Below are 15,388 nucleotides of genomic sequence, written 5' to 3' on the forward strand. Positions count from 1 at the left end.
GTTACTTTTTGTCGCGTTTGACAAAAAGTGACTCGCCGTAAGGGCGAAAAGGTGAGTAAGCGTCGCCATCGTAAATGGACTATGCGCGAGATCAAGACCGGTACTTTTCCGCTCTTCGCTCTTCGCTTTCAAGCGTGGGCATCAACAACAAGGTCAACATTCATTTTCGAAGGTGGCGCTTAATCACCTTTCCGCCCTTACGGCGGGTCACTTTTTGTCAAACGCGACAAAAAGTAACCAAAAAACGCTGGCTCCTATCATCCGGCCCCTACGCTGCGCTCCGGGGTCCCCTCGCTACGGGCCTGCTCCCGGGAGTACGCGCTGCAGGCCCCATCCATGGGGCCTCAGCGCTTGACGGGCATCCATGCCCGTCACCTCCCTCCGCAGTCCCTTCGCTCGGCCTCCTGAAGTCGCAATCGGCGGCGCCTGAACTATCGCGCGCTTAGAAGCAAAAGCCGAAGCAGGAGCAGGAGCAAGAGCAAGAGCAAGAGCAAGAGCAAGAGCAAGAGCAAGAGCAAGAGCAGCCAGGTTATGGCTGGGAGGCAATGGCCTTTTCGATGGCTGCCCGGAACGCTGGATCATCCGGCTTGGTCAGGCTGGAAAAGTTACCAATCACTTTGCCCTTGCGGTCTACCACGTACTTGTAGAAATTCCACTTCGGCGCACTGCTCTGGCTGGCCAGTTCCGCGAACAGCGGTATCGCATCCGCGCCCCGAACCGCCTGTGTCTTGGTCATGGTAAAGGTGACGCCATAGTTGGCATAACAAACCTTGGCAGTCTTTTCGCTATCGGCGTCCTCCTGCTTGAAGTCATTGGACGGCACGCCAAGCATTTCCAGGCCTTGCTCGTGATATTCCTTGTATGCCGCCTCAAGCCCCTCGAACTGCGGCGCAAAACCGCAGTAACTGGCCGTGTTGACCACCACCAGCGGCTTGCCGGCAAAGCGCTGGCACAGGTCCACCTGCCCCTTGCCCCGCAACTCTGGCAGGCTACCCTGCAACAACGCCGGGCAATCGGCAGCCCAGCTCGATGCGCCGGCAAGCAGGGCCAGCACCGGCACCGTCAACCAATGTGCACGCATGACTCGTTTCTCCCGCAAGACAATCCCTGAACTTGCAGGGTAGCGCCTAACAAACACTCATGCCCAGCTGCATCAGCGCCATCCCGCCCTTGTGCCAGCCCCACCACACCAGCGCCAGCAGCAACAGGGCGGCGACGGCCAGTAGCCCTCGAGCCAGGTAGCGGTTCATGCGGCCTGGGCCTGCAGGCGGGCGACCGGGCGTTCGCGCACGGGCCAGTTGAGGGCGGCAGCCAGCAGGCTGAGCAGGATGGAAATCTGCCAGACCAGGTCGTAGCTGCCGGTGCGGTCATACACCACCCCGCCCAACCAGCCGCCCAGGAAGGCGCCCAGCTGGTGGAACAGGAAGACGATACCGCCAAGCATGGACAGGTTGCGCACGCCGAACACAGTGGCCACCGTGCCGTTGGTCAACGGCACCGTGGACAACCACAGCAGGCCCATGGCGATGCCGAACAGGTAAGCGCTGACTTCAGTCACCGGCGCCCAGAGGAACAGCACGATCACTACCGCACGCAGCAGGTACAGCCCGGTCAGCAGGCGCGGCTTGGACATGCGCCCGCCCAGCCAGCCCGCGGTGAAGGTACCGACGATATTGAACAGGCCTACCAGCGCCAGCACCGTTGTGCCGGTGGTCGCGGCCAGGTGCTGGTCGACCAGGTAGGCCGGCAGGTGCACGCCAATGAACACCACCTGGAAACCACAAACGAAAAAGCCCAGCGCCAGCAACCAGAAGCCGGAGTGCGAGCACGCCTCGCGCAAGGCCTGACCCAGGGTCTGTTCGGCACCATGGGTGGGCAGCGGCCGGTCGCGCAGCAGGCCGACGAAGGGCACGATCAGCGCCACCATCAGGCCCAGTACCAGCAACGCTGCGGACCAGCCCAGCCACTGGATCAGGCCGAGGGTGCCCGGCAACATGGCGAACTGGCCGAAAGAACCGGCAGCGCTGGCAATGCCCATGGCCATGCTGCGCTTCTCCGCCGGCACGGCACGCCCGACCACGCCGAGGATGACCGAGAACGAAGTGCCGGACAGGCCGATGCCGATCAGCAAGCCGGCACTCAGCGACAACGACCAGGCCGAGTCGGCCATGCCCATCAGCACCAACCCGGCAGCGTAGAGAATACCGCCAATGATCACCACCCGCGCCGCACCCATGCGGTCGGCCAGGGCGCCGGCGAACGGTTGCGCCAGCCCCCAGATCAGGTTCTGCAAGGCAATGGCGAAGGCGAATACCTCACGCCCCCAGCCGAAGTCCGCGCTCATAGGCGCCAGGAACAGGCCGAAGCCGTGCCGTACACCCAGGGACAGCGCCAGGATCAGCGCTGCCCCCACCAATACCCACCCGCTGGTTCGCCACACCGAAGTCATTGTCGTTATCTCCAGCACATCGCAAGGTTTTACGGGTATATACCCGCTTATAGTTGTATCAATTCAAGCCAGCTGGTTCAGCAAACGCACCAGTTCATCCCGCTGCCCTGCCCCCAGCCGCTCTACCAGTTCGGCCTGAGCCTGTTCCCAGGCTGGATGGGCAGCGTGCAGCAGCTGGGTACCGGCCTCGGTCAGCAGCACCACGCGGTTGCGCTGGTCGTCACCATCAGCCAAGGCCACCAGCCCTTCAGCCTCCAGCACCCGCAGGTTGCGGCCCAGGGTACTACGTTCCAGGCCCATGGCCTCCGCCAGGGTGGTGATACTGGGGCGATCGAGCCGCTGCAGATGACGCAACAGGGAAAACTGGGCGACATTGACCCCGAAGCCGGCAAGGGCCTCGTCGTAATGCCGGCTCACCCCACGGGCGGCACGACGCAGATGGGTGCAGATGCATTCACTGGTCAACATGGATACGTGTATATACCCGCGTCATGTGTGTTGCAAGAGATTTAACGATTACCGACGCCCCTCAGCCCTGATGCCTGTCAGATAGCGTTAAGTGGGGCTGCTACGCAGCCCATCGCCGGCAAGCCAGCTCCCACAGGTACAGCGTTGCTCTCGAGGTTGTCGCCGTAACTGTGGGAGCTGGCTTGCCGGCGATGGGCCGCAAAGCGGCCCCCAATTACTTAACCCGGTTCAAGCGCCGGCGAATCGGCTCGAAACCTACTGTAGCCTTGCGCACCAGCGGGTCTGGAGCGCCCTGCTCGATTGCCTGCCAATAGCGCCACGGCACCTTGGCCGAGCCCAATTCGTAGTCCATGCCGTCCCAGTTATCCTCACGGAAGCTGTAGAAGGCCCAGTGCAACCGATGGCGATCCAGTACGCTGAGCACATCTTCCAGGTATTGCCGGCAGCCCGGCAGCCTGCGCATACAGCCGAACTCGCCCACCACCAACCGCGAGCGAGGCACGTTCATGGCCGCGGCCCAGTCCAGCGGCTGGCGCAGGTATTGCGCCACACGCTGGCCATCCCACTGCTGCGTCTGCCCCGCGAACGGTGCCGGGCCGGGATAGGCGATGGGTTGCTTGCGCGTCATGTTCGGTGCACTGGTCACCAGATAGGGTTCGTACATGTGCACGCTGTACAGCACTCGCTGGTCTTCCAGAGGTGCCGGCCAGTAACCGAAGGCGTCGGCGGCGGCGAACCAGCCGGCATCGAGCATGACCGGCGTGTCCGCGTCCTCCTCGCGAATGGCCGCTATCAACTGCCGATACAGGGCCGGCAGATCACGCGCACTGCCCTGCTGCCGTGCATACCACTGCTGCATTTGCCCAGGGTCGGCATGCTCGGCCAGGCCACCTTGCTTCTCCGGGGCGGGCTCGTTGACCAGGTTGTAGGCGGCGATGGCCGGGTGACCTTTCAGCTCACGGGCCAGATCCCGCCAGAAGGCCGCAGCCTGCAACCAGTAGCGTTTGTCCTGCCAGAGGCGGTCGTCGAACTGGCCCTGGTTGTTCTGCGACCAGCGCATGCCGGGTAGCGAAAGCGGTGCGATGACCACCTTGAGGCCGGCCTTATGGGCGCGGTCGAGGGTGGCTCGCAGCGTGGCCAGGTCGGCCGCAGGCAGGCCTTGGTAGGCATCGGCATCGCCGAGGAGGAAGTCGCGTTCCGCCGGCTGCCATTTGTCGTAGGACAGCCGCACCCAGGTCGCGCCATAACCGCTCAAGGCGTCGAAGTAGGCTTGATCAGGCGGCAGCCGGTTGAAGCTGTTGCCACCGTGGCGGGGGGCGTTCCAGAAAGCCATGAGATCGGCTGCCATGGCAGCAGGCCCCATGGCCAACAAAAACGCAGCGAGAATGACATGACGCATGGTGCCGACACTCCTCGACAGTTTGCGGGAGGGACAAGCATACGCCAGTGAAAAAATGCCGGTTCTTGCTGAGTTTTTTCAGGAATTTACCAACACGTTAGGCTCAGAAACGCCCTACAGAAACACCCTGCTTGCGCGGTCACTTGTAGGAGCGGCCTTGTGTCGCGAAAGGGCTGCAAAGCAGCCCCACGATTTCAGCGTTAGTGCATAAATTGCCGGGGCTGCTTTGCAGCCCTTTCGCGACACAAGGCCGCTCCTACAGGGTCCAGAGCAAGGCTCAGAGGCCCAACGCCAACCCCAGCACCACGGCCAGTTCGAGCAACTCCAGCATTGCACCAGCGGTATCGCCGGTAGTCCCGCCCAGGCGCCGGCACATCAGTTGTCGCAACCAGGCAAACACCGCCAACGCCAGCACCACGACCCACCCGCCCAGGACCAGGCAAAAAAGCACACAGCCCAGCAGCACCCAGCCGGCCGTATGCCGGGGCAGGTGCTCGGCCAGCGCTTGCCCCAAACCACCCTGTCGTACATAAGGCGTACTCAGGAACAACCCAAGCATCGCCGCCCGCCCGATCAACGGTGCCAGTAGCAACTGCGCGCCAATGCCCTGCTCGACCAGCACCCACAACGCGCAGAACTTCAGCAACAGCACCAGCACCAGGGTCACCACGGCAATCGGCCCGCTACGCGGGTCTTTCATGATCAGCAGGGTGCGTTCGCGGTCACCGAAACCACCCAGCCAAGCGTCGGCGCTGTCCGCCAGGCCATCCAGATGCAAGGCGCCACTGAGCAACACCCACAACGTCAGCAGCAGGGCCGCGTGCAACGGCGCCGGTGTACCCTCCAGCAAGTGGCTGGCCAGCCACAGCAACAGGCCGAACAGCAACCCGACCAGCGGGTAGCAGAGCAGCGAGCGCCCCATCTCGCGCGGCGCCGGCATGCCCGGCAGACTCACCGGCAGGCTGCTGAGAAACTGCAAGGCAATCCACAACGGCAACATTTCAGCGTCCCTCGACCAACTGGCCGTCGTCACCCGGCACCAATCGCATCAGCGCAGCGTGGCCGACTTCGACCTGCAGCAACTGCGCCCTCGGCAAACCACGGGCACGGGCCAGCAGCAACCGCATCACGCCGCCATGGGTGACCAGCAGCACACGCTTGCCAGCATGCTGATGGCTCAGGCGCTCGACAGCCGCCAGCACACGCTCGGCGAACGCCTCGACCGGCTCGCCATTGGGCGGTGTAAACGCGTAAGGGTCCGCCCAGAAGCGCCCCAGCGCGTCCGCCTGGTCTTCCATGATCTGCGCCGCACTACGGCCTTCCCAGTCGCCAAAATGCAGCTCCTGCAACGCCGCTTCGCGCTGTACCGGCAGGTTCAGCCGCTCGCCCAGTTCCTCGGCAAAACGCGCACAGCGCTGCAGCGGCGAACTGACCAGCACCTCCCACGGGCCGGCTTCGGCCACGGCGCCACGCATCTGCGCCCAGCCCTTGTCGGTCAAGGCATCATCAAGGCTGCCACGCAGGCCGCCCTGTTCCGTTTCGCCATGGCGCAGCAGGTCGAGGATCATGCCGGGCGGTCCGCCACCGCAGCCTCGGCGAAGGTCGCCATCTGCCCGTGCAGCGCACAGGCCAGGCGCAACAGCGGTACGGCCAGGGCAGCCCCACTGCCCTCGCCCAGACGCAGGCCCAGGGCCAGCAACGGCTCGGCCTGCAACGCGTCGAGCAAGGCTTTGTGCCCGGGTTCTGCGCCTTGGTGGGCGAACAGCAACCAGGCCCGGCACTGCGGGTTGAGGCGCACCGCCAGCAGCGCGGCGACACTGCAGATGAAGCCGTCTACCAGCACCGCGATACCCGCCTGCGCACAGCCGATGTAGGCACCGGCCAGGGCCGCGATCTCGAAACCACCGACACAACCCAGTGCCTGCAATGGATCGTTGGCGCTCAGGCCATACAGGCTCAGCGCCCGTTCGATGACCTCGGCCTTGTGCCGCACCCCGGCGTGGTCCAGGCCGGTACCCGGGCCACTCAACTCAGCCGGCGGGCAGCCCAGCAGGACGCTAGCCAAGGCAGCTGCAGCCGTGGTGTTGCCAATACCCATCTCGCCACCGATGAACAGCTGCGCGCCCTGTTCGGCGGCGCGCAGGGCACTATCGCGGCCAGCCTGCAGGGCGGCCTGCAGCTGGCCCTTGGTCATCGCTGGCTGGCGGGCGAAGTTGGCGGTACCGGCGCCCAGGCGCAGATGGCGCACGCCAGGCAGTTCCAGGTGCGGGTCGATGGTGCCCAGGTCGACCACTTCCAGGCTTGCCTGCAGCTGGCGCGCCAGCACGCTGATTGCCGCGCCACCACCGACGAAGTTGCGCAGCATCTGCCCGGTCACCGCTTGCGGGTAGGCCGAGATACCTTCCTCGACCACGCCGTGGTCACCGGCAAAAATGCTGATCGCGGCGTTATCCAAGGTCGGCCGTTCACACCCCTGCAGGCCGGCCAGCTGAATGGCCAAACCTTCCAGTTGGCCGAGCGAACCGGCAGGTTTGGTCAGCTGCTGCTGACGGGCGCGGGCCTGGTCCATGGCGGCGTTGTCGAGGGGTTGGCAGGCGTCACGCCACCAGGCTTGGGTCATAGTGCAGGTCCTTTGAGCATTAGGGGCAGGCCGGCCACGGTCAGCACCACGCGCTGACAGCGTTCGGCCACGGCCTGGTGCAGCCAGCCGGCCAGGTCGACATAGCGCCGGGTCAGCTCGCCCATGGGCACGACGCCCAGGCCGGTTTCGTTACTGACCAGAATGACCGTGCCCGGCAACTGTTCCAGGCAGGCCAGCAGCGCATCACGCTCCTCGGCCAGGCGCTGGTCGTCTTCGAGCATCAGCAGGTTGGTCAGCCACAGGGTCAGGCAATCCACCAGCAGGCAGCGCCCTTCGGCCGCTTCGGCGCGCAGTACCGAGGCCAGGGCCAGGGGTTCTTCGATCAGCCCCCAGTCATTAGGGCGACGCTGGCGGTGCAGCAGCACGCGTTGGTTCATTTCACCATCCAGCGGCTGGCTGGTGGCGATATAGGTCACCGGCAGGCCACTGGCGCTGGCCAGCTGTTCGGCCAGGCGGCTCTTGCCCGAGCGGGCGCCACCGAGGATCAGGTTGAGCATGTCAGGCCACCCCACAGAGCTGGCGCAGGCGCGCGGTGTCCAGGTGCTTTTCCACCAGGTCGGCCAGGCGCTCGATATCGCGTTCGCGCAGGGCCTGGTAATCGACGGCCTGCACATCATCCAGCCCAGCCCAGCGCAGCAGCGCCGCGCACGACTGGCTGCCTTCGAACAGGCCGTGCAGGTAGGTGGCAAGTATCTGGCCATCAGCGCTGACAGCACCATCGCAACGGCCATCGGCAAGTTGCACGGCTGGCTGCTCCAGGGCAGGCCCCGTGGTGACGCCGGCATGAATTTCATAACCGGCAACCGGGACTGCCTCCAGGTTCAGCGTGCCGGCAACGTTGCGCAGTTGCTTCTCGGCTTCGAGCACCGTGGCGTAATCGAGCAGGCCAAGCCCCGGGCTGGAGCCAGCGGCCCCTTCGAGACCAAGCGGGTCATGCACTTCGCGGCCCAGCATCTGCAGGCCACCGCAGATCCCGATCAGCTTGCCGCCATAGCGCAGGTGCCGGTCGATGGCCTTGTCCCAACCGCGCTCACGCAGTTGCGCCAGGTCGCCGCGCACACTCTTGGAACCCGGCAGGATGATCAGGTCGGCGGCCGGGATCGGCTGGCCCGGGCCGATGAACTGCAGGTCCACCTGGGGGTGCAGGCGCAGTGGGTCAAAGTCTGTGTGGTTGCTGATACGCGGCAGCACCGGGACGATCACCTTGAGCACGCGCTCGGCCTTTGCCCCCTGGCGTGCGTCGATGCCGTCTTCGGCTTCCAGATGCAGGTCGTTAACATACGGCAGCACGCCCAGTACCGGTTTGCCGGTGCGCTGCTCCAGCCAGTCCAGCCCCGGCTGCAGCAAGGCGATGTCGCCGCGGAAGCGGTTGATGACAAAGCCCTTTACCCGCGCCTGCTCACTGGGCGACAGCAGTTCCAGGGTGCCGACCAGATGGGCGAACACACCACCACGATTGATGTCGGCAACCAGGATCACCGGGCAGTCCACCGCTTCGGCAAAGCCCATGTTGGCGATGTCACCGGCACGCAGGTTGATCTCCGCCGGCGAGCCCGCGCCTTCGACCATGACCACCGGCCAGGCGGCGCTCAGGCGCTGGTGCGAGGCCAGCACCGCCTGCATGGCGATGGCCTTGTAGTCGTGGTAGGCCACCGCGTTCATGCTGGTGACGGCACGGCCATGGATGATCACCTGGGCCCCAGTGTCGCTGTTGGGCTTGAGCAGCACCGGGTTCATGTCGGTGTGCGGTTGCAGCCGGCAGGCCTGGGCCTGCACCGCCTGGGCCCGGCCGATTTCACCGCCGTCGGCGGTCACCGCGCTGTTCAGCGCCATATTCTGCGGCTTGAACGGCACCACGCCGACGCCCTGGCGCAACAGCCAGCGGCACAGTGCGGTCACCAGCGTGCTCTTGCCGGCGTCGGAGGTGGTGCCTTGCACCATGAGGGTGGTCATGCCGTTTCCTTCTGATAGGCCGCCAGGGCTTGGGCCAGGCGCTGTTCGTCCGCCGCATGGGCAGCCAGCCCAAGGCGTACCGCCGACGGCTGCTCGAACAGCCGTACCAGGATGCCGCGGCGGGCAAGAAAGTCATGCAGTTGTGCAGCGTGCTCGCTGCGCACGTACTGGAACAGGTCGCAACCGCCGCTGGGCGCCAGGCCGGCGCTGCGCAACAGCATAGCCAGCCGCTGGCTGGCGGCAGCGCAGCGTTCGACCTGCGCACGCTGGGCGGCGTGGTCGGCCAGGCTGGCCTGGGCCAGCACCCGGGTCGGGCCATTGACGGTCCACGGCCCCAGCAACTCGGCCAGGCGCAGCAGCAGGCTGCGTTCGGCGGCAACGAACCCCAGGCGCACGCCGGCCAGGCCGAAGAACTTGCCGAACGAGCGCAGCACGATCAGCCCCGGGCGCTCGGCACAATCGACCACGCCATCCGCCGGGGTGTTGTCCATGAACGCTTCGTCGACCAGCAGCCAGCCACCGCGGGCGGCCAGGCGCGCATGCCAATCCAGCAGGCGTTCACGCGGCAGCCGGCGGCCGGTGGGGTTGTTGGGGTTGACCAGCACCAGTACGTCAAGGCTGTCGAGCGTCGCCTCGACCTGCGCTTCGTCCAGCTCCAGCAACTGGTGCCCCGCCCGTTGCCAGGCGTATGGGTGCTCGGCATAGCAAGGCGTCAACACCCCTACCCGGCCGGCTGCGCGCAGCAGCGGCAAGGCCTGGATCGCGGCCTGGGAACCGGCCACCGCCAGCAATTGGCGTGCGCCGTAATACGCACGCGCGGCGTCCTCCAGGCCGTCCTCGGTCTCCGGCAGGCGAGCCCAGGCCTCCACGGGAATCGGTGGTATCGGGAAAGGCCATGGCGCAATGCCGCTGGACAGGTCGAGCCACTGCTCGCGGGCGATGCCGTATTGCCGTACCGCCCGCAGCAGGCGGCCTCCGTGTTCAAGCATTGATATAGGCCCCCAGGCAGATCACCAGCAGCCACAGCCATACGCCGCGCTGCACCAGGCCCCAGCCGCGCTCGATGGCGTCGGCGTCGGCCATTGGCCCGTCACCCAGGCGTGGCCGCTCATGCAGCTCGCCGTGGTACACCGCCGGGCCACCGAATTCCACCCCTAACGCACCAGCACCGGCGGCCATCACCGGCCCGGCATTGGGGCTGTCCCACAGCGGGCCCTGCTTGCGCCAGCAGGCCAGGGCCAGGCGGGTCTTGCCCAGCAGCGCGTAGGTCAACGCCACCAGCCTGGCGGGAATATAGTTGAGCACATCGTCGACGCGCGCCGCGCACCAGCCGAAGCGTTCGAAGCGCTCGTTGCGGTAGCCCCACATGGCGTCCAGGGTGTTGCTCAGGCGGTACAGCACCACGCCCGGCGCGCCGGCGACCACGAACCAGAACAGCGCGGCGAATACCGCATCGCTGCCATTCTCCAGTACCGATTCGGTGGCCGCCCGGGCAACCGCAGGTTCGTCCAGTTCACGGGTTTCGCGGCTGACCAGGTAGCCCACACGGCGCCGCGCTTCTTGCAGGTCACCCTGGCGCAAGGCACTGGCCACCGGCAACACGTGTTCGCCCAGGCTGCGCAGCCCGACGGCGCAGTACAGCGCCAGCACGTCGACCAGCCAGCCGATATACGGCAGCCAGGAGAGGATCAGTGCCACCAGGGTAAGCGGCACCACGGCCAGGAACCATGCGCTCACCCCGTGGCTGCGCCAGCCGCGCCCACCGGCATTCAGCCGGCGCTCGAGGTTACCGGCCATGTTGCCGAAGGCTACCAGCGGATGGCGCCGCTGCGGTTCGCCCAGCAAGGCATCCAGGGCCACCCCGGCCACAGTCAGCAAGGCCACGCTCATTGGCGCTCTCCCCATTGGTTCTCAAAGAGCATTTCACTCAAGGGCCGTTCCTCGGCCCAGTTTTCCAGCACCAGCATCGGTGCCGGGTAGAACTCGGTCACCGGCCCCAGGCACAGCACCGCGACCGGCTTGGCCCCGGCCGGCATGCCCAGCAGCGCCGCCAGCGCCTGCGGGTCGAACAGCGACACCCAGCCCATGCCCAGGCCTTCGCCACGGGCTGCCAGCCACAGGTTCTGGATGGCGCAGGCCAGCGAGGCCAGGTCCATTTCCGGCAGGGTGCGACGGCCGAAGATATGCGGCTCGCGGTTGTCCATCAGGGCGGCCACCAGCAACTCGGCGCAGTCGTTGATGCCTTCCACCTTCAGCTTCATGAAGGTGTCGGAGCGTTCGCCCAAGGCTTCGGCGGTACGCACCCGCTCTGCTTCCACCAAGGCCTGGATGCGCGCACGCAGGTCTCGCTGGGTGATGCGGATGAAACGCCAGGGCTGCATCAGCCCGACGCTGGGCGCCTGGTGCGCGGCAGCCAACAGGCGGCCCAGCAGTTCCGGGGCTACCTCGCCACCGGCGAAATGGCGCATGTCACGGCGCTCGCCGATGGCCCGGTAGATCGCGGCGCGCTCGGCGTCGCTGTAGGCGTGTTCGCTCATGGTCGCAACAGCGCCGCCGCCGCATCCGGGTTGGAGGGGAAGTAGAAATGCACGTAGGAAGCCGTCAGCCGGCCTAGGCGGTAAACCGCTTCGTTGCCGCGCCCGCCATTGGGGCTCAGGCCACGTGCGATCGGCTCCAGTGCGGTACCGGTCAGCGAATGGTGATAGGTGTGACCGCGCAGGGTGCCTTCCGGCAGTTCCACCGCCTGCAAGGCCAAGGCAGCCAGGCGCTTCTGCATGGTCGCTTCGCCCGGCAGCAGGCCGAGCAGCTCGGCACGCTCGCCGGCCACGTCGGTCAGGGCATCGAGCAGATACAGCATGCCGCCGCACTCGGCCAGCAACGGTTTGCCCTGGGCGTGATGGGCACGGATCGCCTCGTTCATCGGCGCATTGCCGGCCAGGGCGTGGTGGTGCAGTTCGGGATAACCGCCCGGCAGGTACAGGCTGTCCACTGCCGGCAGTTCGCGGTCATGCAGCGGCGAGAAGAATTCCAGCTGTGCGCCCAGGTTGCGCAGCAGGTCGAGGTTGGCGCCATAGGTGAAGGCGAAGGCCTCGTCCCGCGCCACGCCAATGCGTACACCGGCCAACGAGGCAGCACTGGTTTGCGGCTCGGGTTCGGCAAAGGTCACTGGCGGCGGCAAGGCCGCATCGCAACTGGCGCCAAGCGCCTCGGCAGCGGCATCCAGGCGCGCGTCCAGGTCGTTCAGTTCGCTGGCCTGGACCAGCCCCAGGTGGCGGCTGGGCAGCTCGATACCGCGCTCGCGGGACAAGCCGCCATACCAGCGCAGGCCCTCGGTCAGGCTACCTTCCAGCAGTTGCGCGTGGCGCAGGCTGCCGACCCGGTTGGCCAACACACCGGCAAATGGCAGGTCCGCCTGGTAGCGTGCCAGGCCCAGGGCCAGGGCGCCGAAGGTCTGGGCCATGGCCGTGCCGTCGATCACCGCCAGCACCGGCACGCCGAAGTGGCGTGCCAGGTCGGCGCTGGACGGCGTGCCGTCGAACAGCCCCATCACCCCTTCGATCAGGATCAGGTCGGCCTCGCCGGCGGCTTCCCACAGCAGGCGGCGGCTTTCCTCGGCGCCGATCATCCACAGGTCGAGCTGGTACACCGGCGCGCCGCTGGCCCGCTCGAGGATCATCGGGTCGAGAAAGTCGGGCCCGCACTTGAACACCCGCACCTTGCGCCCAAGGTTGCGGTGCAGGCGGGCCAGGGCGGCGGTGACGGTGGTCTTGCCCTGGCCAGAGGCCGGTGCCGCGATCAGCACGGCGGGGCAATGGCGCGGTCGGCTCACAGTTCCACGCCCTTCTGTGCGCGGATGCCGGCCTGGAAGGCGTGCTTGAGCATGCCCATCTCGGTCACGGTGTCGGCCAGCTCGATCATCTCGGGTTTCGCGGCACGGCCAGTGACGATCACATGCTGCATCGGTGGGCGGGCCTGGATGTCGGACAGCACCTGGTCAAGGTCGAGGTAGCCGTGCTTGAGGGCGATGTTCAGTTCATCGAGCACTACGAACTGCACGCTAGGGTCTTGCAGCAACTGGCGCGACACGGCCCAGGCCGCTTCGGCGGCGGCAATGTCGCGCTGGCGGTCCTGGGTTTCCCAGGTAAAGCCCTCGCCCATCACGTGGTAGCGCACCTGCTCGGGGAAGCGGCGGAAGAACAGCTCTTCGCCGGTGCTGTTGCGGCCCTTGATGAACTGCACCACACCGCACTGCATGCCATGGCCCAGGGCGCGCGCGAGCATACCGAAGGCCGAGCTGCTCTTGCCTTTGCCATTGCCGGTCAGTACCAGCAGCAGGCCGCATTCGTTGGGGGAATTGGCGATGCGTTCGTCGATGATCGCCTTCTTGCGCTGCATGCGCGCCAGGTGGCGTTCGTCGCGTTCGGTGGATTCGCTCATCAGGATTCTCCGCTGGCTGGCGCCACGGCAACGCGCGGCGACAGGTAAAAGGCGGGCAGACGGAGAACGCGCAGGGGCCGTGGCCGTACGCCACGGTGCACCGCGCATCACCCTCCGTGATGCCGTTGGCAGTATCAGGCCGGTCTCCGGGCTTGTGAGCGGGCCTTGGCCCAAGCCTGCGCGCCTTCCCGGGTGCTGGCACCCAGTGGCCCTGCGCGGCCGCGACTCACCTACCGTTGCGGGGGCAGCGCCGGAATCGCGCCATGCTGGCACCCACCGGCTTCCCAGTTTCACCCTGCCCAGTCGGGGCTGGCAGGGCACCTGAAACACGCGCGAAGGTTAGAGGGTTGCACCGGGAGCGTCAATCGAAGCGGGCCGCTTTGCAGTCGAACAGGCACCGCCCGGGTAATGGCCAATTCACCTGGTTGTGCCACACTGAATACAGTGATATCACATAGCCATCACTTTCAGCTGAACGCGATCACAACGATAACAGGAGAGCGCAGCATGCGAGGCCAGATCATCAACAACCCGCGCCTGGAGTTTCTCGCCCCGGTGCTGGAGCGCTGGGGCGACTGCATCGACCGCTTCAACCAGTTTGCCGGCGATGCCGAAGCACCTTACTGGCATGGCGCCGCGGCCAATACCGGGCTGCTTGCCGCAGCGGCGTGGCAGGCCGAACTAGCGGCGCTGCAGCAGTTTGCCGGCAAGAAGCAGCGCGACGAAGGCGAAAACGAAGGGCGCTGCGACCTGTCGATCAGTAGTGCCGATGAAGCGCTGTACCTCAGTGTCAGCCAGCGCTGGCCAAAAGTTGCCCGGCTGGACATGGCCGACGCCCTGCAGCAGACCGCTGCCCTCGCGCGCCAGGTGGCCTACCCCAGCCAGTTGAAAGCCGGGGCGCTGTTCATCAGCCCATGGAAGGCTGGCCAGCATGCCAGCCCCGAGGAACTGCAGGACCTGGTCGACGATCTGCAGAAACATACCGCCTGTGCCATCGCCTGGTACTTCCCGTATGCCTATCGCAAGTTGCACAACGAACTGGGGCAGTATTTCCCGGGGGTGGCGTTGTTGCTCAAGCAGGCTTGAAGCAACTTCGGCTCGGGCCGGGACCGGAACGCGTTAGCAAGCGCGACGTGGTTTCTGTGGGAGCGGGCGTGCCCGCGAAGAATCCAACGCGGTGGCTGGCACCGGCTGCGCCGGTGTTCGCGGGCGCGCCCGCTCCCACAGAGCCCCTGCTAAACCTTTCAGTTATATGCGGCTCCGGTTTTGCCGTCTGTGTATTTCGATTCCTCGGTGGTCATTCAAGGCTCCTGTCATAGTGAAGCGACCACCAACCGCGGCTAAACAGTATGGTGGCAGCTGTACGTGGGTTAGCCGACCGGGACGTCAGGCACCCGGCGCACCCGCAGGTGCCCCACGCACAGCCGCCATAAGGCGCCAATGCCGATTACTCGGTATTGCTCAGCTACGGTGTCTGACGATTTCGGGCGGCTAACCCGGTCATTGAAGGTCAACGACATGCCGAGACTTGAGACCGCATTTGGCGCGCGCAACGGAGAATAGGTGTTAAGAGTATCTTTGGGAAACGGCCTACAAGAAAGGTGTTAAATCTGATTCTTGGTCTCGCCCCCACGCCACCTTTGCAACAGCAGCGCATCTCACTGGCACATTGAGCCACCACCAGACCTGCTTGCTCTTGCTCTTGCTCTTGCTCTTGCTCTTGCTCTTGCTCTTGATCTTGATCTTGATCTTGATCTTGATCTTCGCGACTTCAGGAGGCCGAGCAGAGGTCTTGCGGAGGGAGGTGACGGGCATGGATGCCCGTCAAGCGCTGAGGCCCCATGGATGGGGCCTGCAGCGCGTACTCCCGGGAGCAAGACCGGCGCGAGGGAACCCCGTAGCGTAGCGGAGGGGCCGGATGATGGGAGCGCAGCGTTTTTTGGTTACTTTTTGTCGCGTTTGACAAAAAGTGACTCGCCGTAAGGGCGAAAAGGTGAGTAAGCGTCGCCATCGTAAATGGACTATGCGCGAGATCAAGACC

At 65.6% G+C, this 15,388-nt stretch carries 16 protein-coding genes and 1 riboswitch; of the genes, 1 reads left to right on the forward strand and 15 read right to left on the reverse strand.

Annotation, left to right across the window (positions count from 1 at the left end; genetic code table 11):
• Nucleotides 1-529 precede the first annotated feature (529 nt).
• From CAG22_RS26600 to cobO, 15 genes are all read right to left on the reverse strand, one after another.
• Nucleotides 530-1,081, reverse strand: coding sequence for a glutathione peroxidase (locus CAG22_RS26600; protein ID WP_085706503.1), 552 nt, complete (start codon nt 1,079-1,081; stop codon nt 530-532).
• A gap of 46 nt (nt 1,082-1,127) precedes the next feature.
• Nucleotides 1,128-1,250: a hypothetical protein gene (locus CAG22_RS28870; protein ID WP_075044023.1), complete on the reverse strand. Its 123-nt coding sequence runs from the start codon at nt 1,248-1,250 to the stop codon at nt 1,128-1,130.
• Nucleotides 1,247-2,449 (reverse strand): MFS transporter, encoded by a 1,203-nt coding sequence (locus CAG22_RS26605; protein WP_025338033.1) that lies wholly within the window; start codon nt 2,447-2,449, stop codon nt 1,247-1,249. Before CAG22_RS26605 ends, CAG22_RS28870 begins: the two co-directional genes overlap by 4 nt.
• A gap of 63 nt (nt 2,450-2,512) precedes the next feature.
• Nucleotides 2,513-2,917, reverse strand: coding sequence for a MarR family winged helix-turn-helix transcriptional regulator (locus tag CAG22_RS26610; protein ID WP_046617187.1), 405 nt, complete (start codon nt 2,915-2,917; stop codon nt 2,513-2,515).
• A gap of 214 nt (nt 2,918-3,131) precedes the next feature.
• Nucleotides 3,132-4,250 (reverse strand): glycoside hydrolase family 5 protein, encoded by a 1,119-nt coding sequence (locus CAG22_RS26615; protein WP_170929344.1) that lies wholly within the window; start codon nt 4,248-4,250, stop codon nt 3,132-3,134.
• 343 nt (nt 4,251-4,593) lie between these two features.
• The gene (locus tag CAG22_RS26620; RefSeq protein ID WP_085706505.1) at nt 4,594-5,316 is read right to left on the reverse strand and encodes an adenosylcobinamide-GDP ribazoletransferase; all 723 of its coding nucleotides are present in this window, start codon (nt 5,314-5,316) and stop codon (nt 4,594-4,596) included.
• 1 nt (nt 5,317) lies between these two features.
• Complete coding sequence (locus CAG22_RS26625) at nt 5,318-5,884, reverse strand: histidine phosphatase family protein (protein WP_025338028.1); 567 nt, start codon at nt 5,882-5,884, stop codon at nt 5,318-5,320.
• Nucleotides 5,881-6,936: a nicotinate-nucleotide--dimethylbenzimidazole phosphoribosyltransferase gene (gene cobT / locus CAG22_RS26630; RefSeq protein WP_085706506.1), complete on the reverse strand. Its 1,056-nt coding sequence runs from the start codon at nt 6,934-6,936 to the stop codon at nt 5,881-5,883. The genes CAG22_RS26625 and cobT overlap by 4 nt, the downstream gene beginning before the upstream one ends.
• A complete protein-coding gene (cobU, locus tag CAG22_RS26635; RefSeq protein WP_085593441.1) occupies nt 6,933-7,454 on the reverse strand; it encodes a bifunctional adenosylcobinamide kinase/adenosylcobinamide-phosphate guanylyltransferase in 522 nt (173 codons plus the stop codon). The genes cobT and cobU overlap by 4 nt, the downstream gene beginning before the upstream one ends.
• Before the next feature lies 1 nt (nt 7,455).
• Nucleotides 7,456-8,910, reverse strand: a complete 1,455-nt coding sequence (locus CAG22_RS26640; protein WP_085593443.1) for a cobyric acid synthase — start codon at nt 8,908-8,910, stop codon at nt 7,456-7,458.
• Nucleotides 8,907-9,899 (reverse strand): threonine-phosphate decarboxylase CobD, encoded by a 993-nt coding sequence (gene cobD / locus CAG22_RS26645; protein WP_085706507.1) that lies wholly within the window; start codon nt 9,897-9,899, stop codon nt 8,907-8,909. The genes CAG22_RS26640 and cobD overlap by 4 nt, the downstream gene beginning before the upstream one ends.
• Nucleotides 9,892-10,800, reverse strand: coding sequence for an adenosylcobinamide-phosphate synthase CbiB (gene cbiB, locus CAG22_RS26650; protein ID WP_085706508.1), 909 nt, complete (start codon nt 10,798-10,800; stop codon nt 9,892-9,894). The genes cobD and cbiB overlap by 8 nt, the downstream gene beginning before the upstream one ends.
• The gene (bluB, locus tag CAG22_RS26655; RefSeq protein ID WP_085706509.1) at nt 10,797-11,447 is read right to left on the reverse strand and encodes a 5,6-dimethylbenzimidazole synthase; all 651 of its coding nucleotides are present in this window, start codon (nt 11,445-11,447) and stop codon (nt 10,797-10,799) included. The genes cbiB and bluB overlap by 4 nt, the downstream gene beginning before the upstream one ends.
• On the reverse strand, nt 11,444-12,739 hold the full coding sequence (locus tag CAG22_RS26660) for a cobyrinate a,c-diamide synthase (RefSeq protein ID WP_085706510.1): 1,296 nt from the start codon (nt 12,737-12,739) through the stop codon (nt 11,444-11,446). Before CAG22_RS26660 ends, bluB begins: the two co-directional genes overlap by 4 nt.
• Nucleotides 12,736-13,347, reverse strand: coding sequence for a cob(I)yrinic acid a,c-diamide adenosyltransferase (cobO, locus tag CAG22_RS26665; RefSeq protein ID WP_013971375.1), 612 nt, complete (start codon nt 13,345-13,347; stop codon nt 12,736-12,738). Before cobO ends, CAG22_RS26660 begins: the two co-directional genes overlap by 4 nt.
• A gap of 119 nt (nt 13,348-13,466) precedes the next feature.
• A riboswitch (cobalamin riboswitch) is annotated at nt 13,467-13,687 on the reverse strand.
• 167 nt (nt 13,688-13,854) lie between these two features.
• Here cobO and CAG22_RS26670 point away from each other — a divergent pair.
• A complete protein-coding gene (locus CAG22_RS26670; RefSeq protein ID WP_085706511.1) occupies nt 13,855-14,433 on the forward strand; it encodes a hypothetical protein in 579 nt (192 codons plus the stop codon).
• Nucleotides 14,434-15,388 lie beyond the last annotated feature (955 nt).

The sequence above is a fragment of the Pseudomonas sp. B8(2017) genome, from assembly GCF_002113575.1.
GTDB classification, from domain to species: Bacteria; Pseudomonadota; Gammaproteobacteria; order Pseudomonadales; family Pseudomonadaceae; genus Aquipseudomonas; species Aquipseudomonas putida_Z.